At 67.5% G+C, this 12,402-nt stretch carries 16 protein-coding genes; 8 read left to right on the top strand and 8 right to left on the bottom strand.

The features are described from left to right. Positions 1 to 242 precede the first annotated feature (242 nt). The 3 genes from GVV86_RS02675 to GVV86_RS02665 form a co-directional block, all read right to left on the bottom strand. Positions 243 to 464, bottom strand: coding sequence for a DUF2238 domain-containing protein (locus tag GVV86_RS02675; RefSeq protein ID WP_159801278.1), 222 nt, complete (start codon positions 462 to 464; stop codon positions 243 to 245). A gap of 34 nt (positions 465 to 498) precedes the next feature. Then, positions 499 to 852 carry a hypothetical protein gene (locus GVV86_RS02670; RefSeq protein ID WP_159801276.1) on the bottom strand — a complete coding sequence of 118 codons (354 nt, stop codon included), beginning with the start codon at positions 850 to 852 and terminating at the stop codon, positions 499 to 501. A gap of 72 nt (positions 853 to 924) precedes the next feature. Continuing rightward, on the bottom strand, positions 925 to 1,446 hold the full coding sequence (locus GVV86_RS02665; RefSeq protein ID WP_159616395.1) for a hypothetical protein: 522 nt from the start codon (positions 1,444 to 1,446) through the stop codon (positions 925 to 927). Positions 1,447 to 1,709: 263 nt separating this feature from the next. Here GVV86_RS02665 and GVV86_RS02660 point away from each other — a divergent pair, with 263 nt between their 5' ends. Further along, entirely contained in the window at positions 1,710 to 2,300 is a 591-nt protein-coding gene (locus tag GVV86_RS02660; protein WP_159801274.1) for a hypothetical protein, read from the top strand. Between the two features lie 257 nt (positions 2,301 to 2,557). Then, the gene (locus GVV86_RS02655; RefSeq protein WP_159801272.1) at positions 2,558 to 3,919 is read left to right on the top strand and encodes a DUF2254 domain-containing protein; all 1,362 of its coding nucleotides are present in this window, start codon (positions 2,558 to 2,560) and stop codon (positions 3,917 to 3,919) included. Positions 3,920 to 4,010: 91 nt separating this feature from the next. Here GVV86_RS02655 and GVV86_RS02650 read toward each other — a convergent pair whose 3' ends face one another. Together GVV86_RS02650 and GVV86_RS02645 are read right to left on the bottom strand one after the other, a co-directional pair. Next, complete coding sequence (locus tag GVV86_RS02650) at positions 4,011 to 4,760, bottom strand: SDR family oxidoreductase (protein WP_159801270.1); 750 nt, start codon at positions 4,758 to 4,760, stop codon at positions 4,011 to 4,013. A 97-nt stretch (positions 4,761 to 4,857) separates the two neighbouring features. Then, positions 4,858 to 5,595 (bottom strand): beta-ketoacyl-ACP reductase, encoded by a 738-nt coding sequence (locus GVV86_RS02645; protein ID WP_159616387.1) that lies wholly within the window; start codon positions 5,593 to 5,595, stop codon positions 4,858 to 4,860. A gap of 138 nt (positions 5,596 to 5,733) precedes the next feature. On the opposite strand from GVV86_RS02645, the gene GVV86_RS02640 reads away from it, so the two are divergent. From GVV86_RS02640 to GVV86_RS02630, 3 genes are read left to right on the top strand one after another with little or no spacing between them, the layout of a single operon-like run. Continuing rightward, positions 5,734 to 6,177: a DUF3099 domain-containing protein gene (locus tag GVV86_RS02640; RefSeq protein WP_246199614.1), complete on the top strand. Its 444-nt coding sequence runs from the start codon at positions 5,734 to 5,736 to the stop codon at positions 6,175 to 6,177. Next, on the top strand, positions 6,174 to 6,431 hold the full coding sequence (locus GVV86_RS02635) for a hypothetical protein (RefSeq protein ID WP_159801268.1): 258 nt from the start codon (positions 6,174 to 6,176) through the stop codon (positions 6,429 to 6,431). The genes GVV86_RS02640 and GVV86_RS02635 overlap by 4 nt, the downstream gene beginning before the upstream one ends. Beyond that, complete coding sequence (locus GVV86_RS02630) at positions 6,432 to 7,259, top strand: SURF1 family cytochrome oxidase biogenesis protein (RefSeq protein WP_159616383.1); 828 nt, start codon at positions 6,432 to 6,434, stop codon at positions 7,257 to 7,259. 4 nt (positions 7,260 to 7,263) lie between these two features. Here the strand turns inward: GVV86_RS02630 and GVV86_RS02625 are convergent, their stop codons facing one another. Further along, a complete protein-coding gene (locus tag GVV86_RS02625) occupies positions 7,264 to 8,862 on the bottom strand; it encodes an ABC-F family ATP-binding cassette domain-containing protein (RefSeq protein ID WP_159616381.1) in 1,599 nt (532 codons plus the stop codon). Positions 8,863 to 9,041: 179 nt separating this feature from the next. Here GVV86_RS02625 and GVV86_RS02620 point away from each other — a divergent pair, with 179 nt between their 5' ends. From GVV86_RS02620 to GVV86_RS02610, 3 genes are read left to right on the top strand one after another with little or no spacing between them, the layout of a single operon-like run. Next, on the top strand, positions 9,042 to 9,716 hold the full coding sequence (locus tag GVV86_RS02620) for a biotin transporter BioY (RefSeq protein ID WP_159616379.1): 675 nt from the start codon (positions 9,042 to 9,044) through the stop codon (positions 9,714 to 9,716). Then, positions 9,713 to 10,405 carry an energy-coupling factor ABC transporter ATP-binding protein gene (locus GVV86_RS02615; protein ID WP_159616377.1) on the top strand — a complete coding sequence of 231 codons (693 nt, stop codon included), beginning with the start codon at positions 9,713 to 9,715 and terminating at the stop codon, positions 10,403 to 10,405. Before GVV86_RS02620 ends, GVV86_RS02615 begins: the two co-directional genes overlap by 4 nt. Further along, on the top strand, positions 10,402 to 11,043 hold the full coding sequence (locus tag GVV86_RS02610) for a CbiQ family ECF transporter T component (protein WP_159616375.1): 642 nt from the start codon (positions 10,402 to 10,404) through the stop codon (positions 11,041 to 11,043). The genes GVV86_RS02615 and GVV86_RS02610 overlap by 4 nt, the downstream gene beginning before the upstream one ends. A 179-nt stretch (positions 11,044 to 11,222) precedes the next feature. Here GVV86_RS02610 and GVV86_RS02605 read toward each other — a convergent pair whose 3' ends face one another. Both GVV86_RS02605 and sufC read right to left on the bottom strand, forming a co-directional pair. Further along, complete coding sequence (locus GVV86_RS02605) at positions 11,223 to 11,552, bottom strand: metal-sulfur cluster assembly factor (protein WP_120168199.1); 330 nt, start codon at positions 11,550 to 11,552, stop codon at positions 11,223 to 11,225. Positions 11,553 to 11,584: 32 nt separating this feature from the next. Beyond that, positions 11,585 to 12,355, bottom strand: coding sequence for a Fe-S cluster assembly ATPase SufC (sufC, locus tag GVV86_RS02600; RefSeq protein WP_159616373.1), 771 nt, complete (start codon positions 12,353 to 12,355; stop codon positions 11,585 to 11,587). Positions 12,356 to 12,402 lie beyond the last annotated feature (47 nt).

Here is a 12,402-nt window from a genome sequence, read left to right as displayed (position 1 = left end):
ATTCCATCGTTACCCGGGACCGGTCCCTGCGACCCAGCTGTGACCGGAACGTCACCAAGCTGTGGTGCGGGCCCCGAGGGGCGGAGCGGAGTGCCATCGGGCACCGGAACCTCCACAGCCTTCCGGTCGCCGCCTGCCCGTATCATCAGTTCCGTCCGTGATCCGGGCGGGGCCGACCGTCGGTCCGGGCGTCCTGGGCCGTGTTTGGGGCTAGGGCAGCGAGTCCGGCGCGGCGGGCGAGGTCACCCGGTTGGCGCCTGGAGGCGTTCGACCGGCCGGCCCGTTCTGGCGGATTTCCAGCCGACCAATGCAACGCCTGCCAGAAGCGCTCCGAGACCTCCGACCGCGAGGTCGGCCATGGTGTCGTTGTATCCGACGTGGATCTCCTCGGTGAAATAGGCATTCGCCGCCCATTCGAAGAACTCCCAGACAACCGCAGCGGAAAGTCCCAGGGCCAAGGTCATGGCTGCGATGGAACGGCCGCGAAGCACCTGCCCATCAGCGGTGCCCGGGGTCAGACCCGTGCGGGCCTGCACAAGGAACAGTGCCGCCGCCGTTGCTCCGGCCGTAATGAAGATCCCACCAGGAGATGGCCCGATAGAGCCCGGCGATCCCGCTCCAGGTCGCCACGAAAATATTCAGGCAAAAACCGAAATCGAAGGGACCGGGCAGGCGGGTGATCCGTGGAACGAGCAACCCAAGAAACACGATGGCAAAGCCCAGTGTGTCGGGCAGCCCCATCCCGGCCGCGCACACGCTGATGCTGAGTGCAGCGAGCAGTCTGACGACGTCGGCGGCCCGGCGGGTGCCGTGATGCCATGATCGGGCCGCTGTCGGCGTACTCTCTGCCATGGTGTGTCCCTTCCCGTTGTTCGGCGCGGCCCCGTCCGGCGCTCCGGACGGGGCCGCGCATCCAGTTGACGGTCAGCTGTCGGCGGGGACAGCGGTATCGACGCTCTTGGCCTCGACGTAGGGTTCACCGTCCCAATCTTCGAATGCCTCATCATCAAGGTCGATTCCCATTTCCTCCTCGACTGTTGGAAGGTCAAACGCCTCACGGACGACCCCTGTGACGCTGACCGTCAGTTCCGGGGCCACCTCGGGCAGTTCCATGTCATGCACAACCAGCAGAGCCTCGACGGTGGTGTCGTCGGTGCCGGCGATGGTGAATGACATCGGAGACATCACCTCGTTCACATCTGCGGACAGGGTCACTTCCTCCCCGACATAACTCTCCCGATCGTCGAAGAACGTGCTGTCATAGACCCCGTTGTAGGGTTCGACTCCACCCGGCGCCTCGGTGCCATCGGCCTCCTCGTCCACGATGTCTTCCACATCGGCGCCCTCCTCGGTGCCCGCGGTGCTGTCGCAACCCACGAGCCCCAGTGCGGTAATCGGCAGCATCGACATCGCAGCAGCCCGCATCGCCCATCGTTTCCTGGTCATCGATTCCATGACTCCTCCATATCGCTGGGGCCGGCAGCGCATCCGGTCCGCATTGTGGTTGGTTCCCCGCGCCGTCCAAACAACCTAGGCAGCACCGCTTCCGGTCCCCAACCGGCTTCATGGGTCTGTGACCTCGAGACGGGGCGCGAGACCGGGTTGTGGCGCAACGTATACCGGACCGACGCCCGAGGTGGACCGGCCCAGCCGGGGCGTTTACCGGATTGTGAGGTTCAAGCCGCCGAGATGGTGTACATAATGGGTCGATGGCATCGAACCCACATCAGCCCCGGCGGAGCAGGCGTGCACCCGCCGGATCCGGATCGCCCGCGGCGAGAAGACCGGGGAGAGCAGCCCTGCTGATCATTGCCGGCGTCGTCGTGAGCGCCGTTCTGGCGGCCATCAACGGCCTGCAACTCGCCTCCCTGCAGCGCGCAACGGGCGGCCTGGCCATGCCCGATACCCTGTTGACCGGGTACGACAGCGACTACATCACCCGCGTGCAGTCACGCATGACCGACGAACTGTACGAGCGCTACGGAGCATCCCACTACCTTTGGGATGTCCTGTTCCCGGTCGTCTTTGCGGCCACTGTCATGCTTCTGATCTCCACCATCACCCGCGGCAGGAAAATCCGGTGGTTTCTGCTGCCCGTCCCGGTGGTCTACGTCGTGGTCGACATCACTGAAAATCTGCTCCTCGAGGCGGTCTTCGCGGCGGAGTCTCTGGGGCCCGGCGCCGTTGCCGCCGCGTCGACGTTCACCATCCTGAAATTCGTTCTTTTCGCCGCGGCTGTGGCCGCGGGTCTTGCCGCTCTCCTGACCAGACCGAAGAACGCGGCGCCGCCGAAGCGCTGACACCAGCTGAACAGGGGGCAGCGGCGCGCGTCGTTCTGATCCTCCGCACCGAGCGGATCGGTGCATGTTGACCCGCAAGGTGCGACAGGCAGGCCCGCCGGGGACATCGGCGCGAACCCCGGAATGGAAGACGCCGCCTTCCGCACCGGCGACCCGGAGATCCCGTTACGGCTGATGCCTGGGAGCGGTTAGTCTTCTGGCATGACGTGCACCGAGGAAGACCCAGGAGCCCGCCCCCGGACCCGGAGTGGGCAGCAGTGAGCGGGCAGGTCTCCCGGAGCACCCTCCGGGATTCGCTCCGCACCCAACTCTGGCCCATTCCCCTGCTGGCGCTGTTCGTGGCCCTCATCCTGGGTCAGCTACTGCCACTCCTTGACCGTGCCATCCAGGACCGGGTTGCACCGCTGTTGTCGGGTCTGCTGTTCAGCGGAGGTCCCGAGGCGGCCAGATCGCTCATGGAAACCATCGCGGGGTCGCTGGTCACGGTCACGTCGCTGACCTTCTCGCTCACGGTGGTGACGCTGCAGCTGGCCAGCAGCCAGTTCTCTCCCCGCCTGCTGCGCACCTTCACCCGCGACCGGTTCGTCCACAACACGCTGGCCCTGTTTCTCGCCACGCTGGTGTTCGCGCTGACCGTTCTTCGCAGTATCAGGGCGGAGACCTCGACGGACCCCGGATTCGTCCCCGAGATCTCCGTAACGTTCGCCTTCGTTCTTGCCGTGGCCAGCGTCATCGCCCTCGTCCTTTTCCTGGCGCACCTGTCACGGCAGATTCGGGTTGAAACCATGCTGCGGGACGTCCACGCGGAGGCCAACGTGGCCATCGCCCGGATCTTCCCCGAGGATGACCAGCCCCGGCCGGACAGCGGATTCGCTGGGAGACCGCACGGCGTGGTTCTGGTCAGCAGTTCATCCGGGTTTTTGACGGGAATCGATGAGGACCGGGCGTTGAGTGCCGCAACCGATACGGGGGTCCTCATCTCCGTGGACGCCGCCCCGGGCAGCTCCCTCATCGTCGGAATCCCCTGCGCGAGGGCCTGGGACCCCGACGGGACGGCCATTGATCCGGCAGTGCGGGAAACCGTGGAAAAGAAGCTGAACGCCGCCCTCAGGACAGGCTTTGAGCGCACGTCCGTACAGGATGCCGGATTCGGGCTCCAGCAGCTGCTCGACGTCGCCAGCCGCGCGCTCTCCCCGGGGGTCAACGATCCGACGACGGCCGTTCACGCCGTGGCCCACATCTCCGCGGTTCTGTGCTCGCTGGTATCGCGGAATGCCGGCCCCAAGACCCTGCAGGACGAGGACGGCACGCCCCGGGTGAGGTTGACATACCCAGGCTTCCCCTCCCTGTTGGACCAAGCCATGGGACAGCTGCTCACCTATGGCATGACCGACCCCCGGACCGCGGAGCGCACGGTCCAGATGCTCCGGGAAATCGCCTGGACCGACACATCCGGGCGGCACCTCGACGCTGTGCTCCACCAGCTCTCCCGGACCCGCGCCGCCCTGGCCGATTCCGGCTTAAGCGACTACGAGCGGAAGCGGCTGGAGGAGTGCTGCGGCACCGTCGAAGCGGCCACAGCAGGGGTGTGGCCCGCGGGACCCACGATGGACCGCTGAGATCCCGTACACGGCTCTTTCACCGTAGTACCGACTGACCTGGACGGCGAAGGCGCAGCGGCCAGGGTAGGGCGCGCAGCCCGCCGCATCGTCAGCCCTGCGGCACGAAGCCGCGCGCTCCCCCGACCAGTTCGGTGTGGCCGGTCGGCACGTCGGCGGTGACCATCTTCACGATTTCCGAAGCGAACTCCGCCACTGAGTACAGCTTGCCTGCTTCGCTGCGCCGCGCCTCGATCGCACCGGGGGCCGCGCGGTCCAGCAGGGTTGCGGTCACCGTGCCCTCGATCATGTCGCCGGAGACGATGACAAGGCGTATACCCTTCTCCTCGAGCATCGGGATGAGGTCGCGCAGGGCGTCCTCACCGGCGCGCTTGCTGCGGGCCACCGGCTCGTAGGCGTCCATGGTGGGCACGGTGTCGATGAAGTGCGCCTGATGGCTGGTGACAAACACCACGCGGGAGCCGGCGGGCATGACCTCCGCGGCGGCCTTGAGCATATTGACCTGGGCATCCCGGTTGAGCTTCAGCGCATAGTCCTCGCCGACACCGCTCTCCATGCCTCCCGACGCATTCAGCACCAGCAGGCCAAGTCCTCCGAAGCTGCTCACCGCGGCGGCGACCAGTGCGGCCGGGCCCTCGGAAGTGGTCAGGTCGGCGCCGACTGCGACGGCCCGGCCGCCGGCACCCTCGATCCCGGCGACCACCTTGTTGGCCCGGGGGGCCTTCTGCCGGTAGTTCACCACGACGGCCGCGCCTTCGGCGGCGAGCAGCTGGGCCACATCGGCCCCGATGCCCCGTGATGATCCGGTGACGATTGCTCCAATGCCGTCCAATGCACCCATGACTACTCCTTCTTGGCGCGGGCTGGTTCCCACGCATCGTGACTTCGCGTTTCCGGTGCGGCGGCAGCGGACGCTGCCGCCGGAATGCTGATGGGGCCTAGTGGCCCATGCCGAGGCCGCCGTCGACCGGGATGACGGCGCCGGAGATGTAGCCTGCCTCCTCGCTGGCGACCCAGCGCACCACCTTGGCCACCTCGTCCGGGGACGCGAAGCGCCCGGCGGGGATGGTGGCCAGATAGCTCTTGCGGGTGTCCTCGGGAAGCTCCGCCGTCATGTCGGTGTCGATGAATCCCGGGGCGATGACGTTCGCGGTGATGCCGCGGGAGCCCAGTTCGCGGGTAAGCGAGCGGGCAATGCCGACCAGCCCGGCCTTGGAGGCGGAGTAGTTGATCTGGCCGGGGGCGCCGTAAAGACCGGTCACAGAGGAGATCAGGATGACGCGCCCGCGGCGCAGCCGGATCATTCCCTTGGAGGCGCGCTTGATCACCCGGAATGCACCGGTGAGGTTTGTATCAATGACGTCGGTGAAGTCGGTTTCGCTCATGCGCAGCAGCAGCGTGTCGCGGGTGATGCCGGCGTTGGCGACGAGCACCTCGACGGGCCCGTGGGCGGCCTCGACCTCGGTGAACGCCGCGTCGAGCTGCTCCTCACTCGTCACGTCGGCCTTCACGCCCAGCAGTCCCTCCGGCACCTCGCCGCTGCGGTAGGTGATCGCCACCTTGTCCCCGTTGGCAAGGAACGCATTCGCGATGGCAAGCCCGATGCCCCGGTTCCCACCCGTGACGAGGACGCTGCGTCCGGGCCTGTCTTCATCGCTGCGACTTGTTTCCTGCACAGGGATCCTCCGCTTCTCGCTACACGTTGTTACTTAACGAACTCATGTCAAAGTGTCCCGTCGATCCTAGCCGTGAGGCAGCCAACTTTAACAACGGGCGGTGGGATGAGATGATGGATGAAGCCCCTTGGGAGTGGAATGAGCAAGCAGACCAGGCACAGCAGGCACGACACCGACGTTCACAGCATTTCCGACGCCCGGGAGTCCCACACCGACGAAATGCGCTCGCGCATGATCAAGTACTCGATCTCAATGGGCATCCGGATGGTATGCCTCATCCTCGTCTTCTTCGTCGAAGGGTGGATGGTGTGGGTTGTGATCGCGGGGGCGGTGCTCCTGCCCTACTTCGCCGTCATCATCGCCAACGGGGGCAGCGACACCAGCGACATCCGCCACACCGACGCCCTGCTCGACCGCGCGCCGGTGCGCGAAATTGAAGCCCCGACCAGCCCGGTCGAGACGGAGGACCCCGGTCCAGACGTCCTGACCGGGGAGATCATCGAGGAGGAGCGTTTGGCACCCACCGATGACCACAATGAGAACGACGATCCGCTGCGCGGAAGGACGGACACCGCCGCGTGAGCACACCCGGTTTCAACATTTTCGACTCCCTCTCGGGTGCCCCTCAGCAGGCGGCCGAATCGACGGTCTGCTCGCGGAAGGGCTGCCGCGAGGCGGCCGAATGGCAGCTGCTGTGGAACAACCCCCGCATCCACACCCCTGAGCGCCGCAAGGCCTGGGCCGCCTGCGCCGCCCATGTCGACTGGCTGCAGGACTACCTCCAGGTCCGTGGGCTCTGGAAAGAGACAATAACGCTGGCTGGCGGTGCGTCCTAGGTGTACCGGTTCCTGATCTCCCGCCGCTGGCTCGGCTGGTTCGCGCTGGTGATGGCACTGGCGGCGGCCTGCGCCGCACTGGGCATGTGGCAGCTGGAGCGGCGCAATGCGGTGGTGTCCGACATCGGACGCATCGAGGCGAACTACGAGAAGTCCCCCGTGCCCTACGCAAAAGGCACAACCGACTTCGCCACCTACGATCCCCTGCGGGAATGGACTCCGGTTCGGCTCACCGGCGAGTACGACACGGCGGGGCAGGTCGTGGTGCGTAACCGCCCGATGAACGGCCAGCCCGGCTATGAGGTGCTCACTCCGCTGCGCCTGGCCGACGGCACGGCTGTCATCATCGACCGGGGCTGGCTGCCCATCGGCAATGACCGGGCGGGGAGGCCGGATTCGATCCCCGCACCGCCGGAGGGAACCGTCACGGTCACGGCGCGCATCAAGCCCGGTGAGCCGGCAGTGAATCGGGGCGCCCCGGAGGGCCAGGTCGCCTCGATCGACCTCAAGGGGTACGCCGCGAAGCTCGGCTACCCCGTACAGACCGGCGCGTACGGGCTCATGGCCGCCGAGGACCCCGCGCCGGCGGTCGCCCCCTCGCAGTTCCCCAAGCCGTCACTGAACGAGGGACCGCACCTTTCCTACTCCCTGCAGTGGTTCGCCTTCGGCGTGCTGCTCTTCGTCGGGCTCGGCTATGCCGCCCGGCAGCAGGCCCGCCTGGACCGCGAAGAGGCGGGAGGCCGGCCGGAGGCGACCCGGCGTCCCGGGCGGCGCCCCACGGCCGAGGAGGCCGAGGACGCGCTCCTGGACGCCCAGGGCTACCGCTGAGCCGCTAGGCCAGCGTCACGAGGTCGAGGTAGTCCTCGTTCCACAGGTCCTCGACGCCGTCAGGCAGCAGCACGACCCGCTCTGGCTTGAGGGCCTCGACGGCCCCCTCGTCGTGGCTGACCATGACGACGGCGCCGGTGTAGTTGGCTAGTGCCCCAAGGATCTCCGCCCGGCTGGCGGGGTCGAGGTTGTTGGTTGGTTCGTCGAGCAGCAGGACGTTCGCCGAGGACGCCACGATGGTCGCCAGCGCGAGGCGCGTCTTCTCACCGCCGGAGAGCACCCCGGCGGGCTTTTCGACGTCGTCGCCGGAGAACAGGAACGACCCCAGGATGCCGCGCACCTCGGCGTCCTTCATGTCCGGTGCCGCGCTCTTCATGTTCTCGAGGACCGTCCGCTCGGTGTCGAGTGTCTCGTGTTCCTGCGCGTAGTAGCCGACCTTGAGGCCGTGGCCCGGGATCACCCGGCCCGTGTCGGGGGTGTCGACGCCGGCGAGCATGCGCAGCAGGGTCGTCTTCCCCGCACCGTTGAGCCCGAGGATGACCACCTTGGAGCCGCGGTCGATGGCCAGGTCCACGTCGGTGAAGATCTCGAGGGACCCGAAGGACTTGCTGAGGCCCTCGGCGGTCATCGGAGTCTTGCCCGAGGGCGAAGGGTCGGGGAACCGCAGCGCGGCGACGCGGTCGCTGGCACGGACCGCATCGAGGCCGCCCAGGAGCCGCTCGGCGCGCTTGGCCATGTTCTGGGCCGCAACGGCCTTCGTGGCCTTGGCGCGCATCTTATTGGCCTGGTCCATGAGGACCTGGGCCTTCTTCTCGGCGTTGGCGCGCTCCCGCTTGCGGGCGCGCTCGTCGGTCTCACGCTGCAGCTGGTACCGCTTCCAGCCCATGTTGTAGATGTCGATGGTGGCCCGGTTCGCGTCGAGGTGGAACACCTTGTTCACTGTGGCCTCGAGCAGGTCGACGTCGTGGCTGATCACGATCAGCCCGCCCTGGTGGGTGCGCAGGAACTCGCGCAGCCAGGTGATGGAGTCGGCGTCGAGGTGGTTCGTCGGTTCGTCAAGGAGCATCGTCTCGGCGCCCGAGTACAGGATGCGGGCCAGTTCCACCCGGCGGCGCTGGCCGCCGGAGAGCGTGCGCAGCGGCTGGTTCAGGATGCGCTCGGGCAGGGCGAGGTTGGAGGAGATCGCCGCGGCCTCGGCCTCGGCGGCGTAGCCGCCGCCGGCGAGGAACGCCGCCTCGATCCGGTCGTAGCGGTTCATGGCCTTGGACCGGACCGAGGTGTTCTCGCTGGCCATATCCTCCTGCGCCTGCCGGAGGTCGCGGACCACGGTGTCGAGGTTGCGCGCGGAGAGAATCCGGTCGCGGGCGAGCTGGTCCATGTCGGGTGTTCGGGGGTCTTGCGGCAGGTAGCCGATCTCCCCGCTGCGTGAGACCGAGCCGGCCGCCGGCAGGGATTCGCCGGCGAGGACCTTGGTCATGGTGGTCTTGCCGGCGCCGTTCCGGCCGACGAGGCCGATCTTGTCGCCGCGGTCCACGCGGAAGGACACCGACTCCATCAGCAGCCGGGCTCCTGCTCGCAGCTCAAGGTTCGATACGGTAATCAATTCCGTGGCCTTTCGGTGCCCCTGTGCGCTGCACAGGGGCATTTTTTGTCGATAATCTACAAAGGAATGTTGCGGTTCCGGCGCTATTCTCGGGATGAGACGCAATGCGGTTGTCACATTGCCACAATGCCGCATCCACTCTGGATGCTGCCTCGATCCAATACCGCGAGGAAGAAACCATGAGCCAGGCCCACCCGAGTTCCTCCGGGGCAGCTGTCGTATCCCGTCGACGCGCCCGGAAGCGGTGGAGTTCCACCGATCTGTCATTGATCGCAGTGTTCGCCGCGCTTATTGCCGCCCTCGCAATCGTACCCGGTATCCCGGTCGGCGCGCTCGGGGTGCCGATCACGCTGCAGACGCTCGGGGTGATGCTCGCCGGGGTGGTCCTCGGTCCCGGCCGGGGTGGGGCCGCCGTCGGGCTGTATGTCCTGGCGGGACTGGCCGGCCTTCCGATCTTCAGCGGCTTCCGCGGCGGCCTTGCCGTCCTCGCGGGACCGTCCGCCGGCTACCTGATCGCCTTCCCGCTGGCCGCGATGCTCGCCGGCTTCCTCGCCACCGTGCTCCTGCGCCGGACCCGCAGGTTCCGCGTGGGCGTGCTGTTCATTGCCTGCTTCACGGCGAGCCTCCTGCTCATCCACCCGCTCGGAATCACCGGGCTGGTGGTCAACGGCGGGCTGAGCGTAGGAGATGCGATCGCCGCGGACGCCGTCTTCCTGCCCGGAGACGTTCTAAAAAACCTGCTCGCGGCCGGCATCGCGGCTGCGGTGCACCGGGCGTTCCCCCGGCTGCTGCCGCGCGCAGGCGCCGCTGCGTCGGGCCATGATGGCGCCGAAGGAGCCGCACGCACGGCATGATCCGTTTCACCGATGCGTCAGTCACTGCCCCCGGAGAGGACGGCGGCAGCCGCACCATCCTGCACCCGGTCACCCTCGAGCTGGGCGAGCACCGCATCTCGGTGGTCGGCGCCAACGGCTCGGGGAAATCGACGCTGCTCAAACTGATCAACGGGCTGACGCTGCCCACCTCGGGCAGCGTCAGCGTCGACGGCCTCGACACTGCCCGGCGCGGCAGGGAGGTCCGCCGCAAAGTCGGCTTCGTATTCACCGATCCCCTGTCCCAGCTGGTCATGCCCACGGGCCGCGAGGACGTCGAGCTGTCCCTGCGCGGCCGGATCCGGCGCGCGGATGAGCGCCGGGCGGCCGGCATGGAAGTGCTTGAGTCCTACGGCATCGGCCACCTTGCGGACCGCTCGATCTACGACCTTTCCGGCGGTGAGCGCCAGCTCCTGGCGATCGCGGTGGTGGCGGCAGTCGATCCCGAAGTCCTCGTCGCCGACGAGCCAACCACCCTGCTCGACCTCCGCAACGAGCAGACCATCCGCACCGTGCTCCGCGGACTCCCCCAGCAGGTGCTCTTCACCACCCACAACCTCTCCTTCGCCCAGGACAGCGACCGCACCCTCGTGCTCGACGACGGCCGCGTGGTGTTCGACGGCGACCCGGTCGACGCCGTTGCCTTCTACCAGGAGCTGTGCCTCCGGTGAGGGGCCATGGCCAGCTCCTCGGCCTCTACGTTCCCGGGCAGTCGCTGCTGCACCGCGCTCCGCTGGCGCTCAAGGCCCTTCTCTGCGTGGGGGCCAGCACCCCGGTGGTGCTGATCCGCCAGCCGCTCACCACCGCCGCCGGGCTCGTTCTGTTCCTTCTCCTGATGACCCTTGGTGCCCGACTGCCGCTGCGGAAGGTGCTCGGCGCCCTGGTGCCTGCGCTGCCCGTGCTGGCCCTGCTCGCTCTCTATTCCGGGTTCACCCGCGGCCCGGAGGCCGCCTTCGTGGTGCCCGGAGGCATCGCCGTGTGCATCCTGGCGGCCCGTCTGCTGACCGTCACCACCCCAGGGCAGGAACTGCTCGACGGGCTGGTGCGCCTCGTGCGTCCGCTGCGGCGGCTGGGAGCCGACCCCGAACGCTTTGCCCTCGCCCTGTCCATCATGGTGCGCAGCATCCCGTACCTGGTGGGTTCGCTGTCGGACCTGCGGGACGCGGCGAAGGCCCGCGGCCTGCAGCGCAGCCCGCGGGCCGTCGTGGTCCCGGTGGTGGTCAACGCCGTCGCCTATGCCCAGGCCACCGGCCAGGCCCTGGCCGCCCGGGGCCTCGGCGAGCACACGGATAGTGATGACGAGCCCTAGGGCGCCGCACCTCGGAGGGAACTTTTGGAGAATTCACCGAGGTGGTGGAGGGCTTGTCTGCCGCGAGGACCTCTTGCGTGGCGGCTGTCCCTCAGGTTCCGAGGACGGCAAAGGGGCGGCTCCATGGGAGCCGCCCCTTCTCGCTTACATGCGCGCCGGAGCGCGGACCTGCGGTCGTCCTAGATGTTGAACCCGAGGGCGCGCATCTGGTCGCGGCCGTCCTCGGTGATCTTCTCCGGGCCCCACGGCGGCATCCACACCCAGTTCAGCCGCCAGTCGTCGACCACGCCGTCGAGCGCCTGGCCGACCTGCTCCTCGAGCACATCGGTCAGGGGGCACGCGGCGGTGGTGAGCGTCAGGTCGATCAGGAGGGCGCCGTCCTCGGCGTACTTCAGCCCGTACAGCAGGCCCAGGTCAACGACGTTCACCCCGAGCTCGGGATCGATGACATCCTTCAGCGCCTCTTCGACGTCTTCGAGCGCTGTCTGCGCTGCTTCTACTTCACTCATCGTTTTTCCTTTCCCGGACGGGGACGTCGGGCCTACGCCTCGACGGCGGGGGTGGTTGCTGCGAAGCGGTCGTAGCCCTCTTCTTCGAGCCGGTCGGCGAGCTCGGGGCCGCCCTCTTCGGCGATGCGTCCGTCAACGAACACGTGCACGAAGTCGGGCTTGATGTAGCGGAGGATGCGCGTGTAATGGGTGATCAGGAGCGTGCCCATCTCCCCCTTTTCGTGCTCGCGGTTCACGCCCTCGGAGACGACCTTGAGTGCGTCGACGTCGAGGCCGGAGTCGGTCTCGTCGAGGATGGCGAAGCGGGGGCGGAACAGCTCGAGCTGGAGGATCTCCACGCGCTTCTTCTCGCCGCCGGAGAAGCCCTCGTTGACGTTGCGCTGGGCGAAGTCGGCGTCGATGCGCAGCTGGGACATCGCCTGCTTGACGTCCTTGGTCCAGTGGCGCAGGCTCGGTGCCTTTCCATCGAGGGCCGTCTTGGCGGTGCGCAGGAAGTTGGTCATGGTCACTCCGGGCACCTCGACCGGGTACTGCATGGCCAGGAAGAGCCCGGCGCGGGCGCGCTCGTCGACGCTCATGGCCAGGACGTCTTCGCCGTCGAGGGTGATGGAGCCGCTGTCGACGGTGTACCGGGGATGGCCGGCGATGGTCGAGGCCAGGGTGGACTTGCCCGAGCCGTTGGGGCCCATGATCGCGTGGGTCTCACCCGTGTTGATGGTGAGGCTGACGCCTTTGAGGATCTGCTTGGAGCCCTGCTCCGTCACGATGCTGACGTAGAGGTCCTTGATTTCAAGGGTGGACATCTGTTTTCCGTTCTCCTTTGCCCTGGCGGCCAGGGCGTCGTCTAAGT

The sequence above is a fragment of the Arthrobacter zhaoguopingii genome, assembly GCF_009828595.1.
GTDB lineage: Bacteria > Actinomycetota > Actinomycetes > Actinomycetales > Micrococcaceae > Arthrobacter_D > Arthrobacter_D zhaoguopingii.
This window is presented reverse-complemented; position numbering and strand designations above follow the sequence as displayed.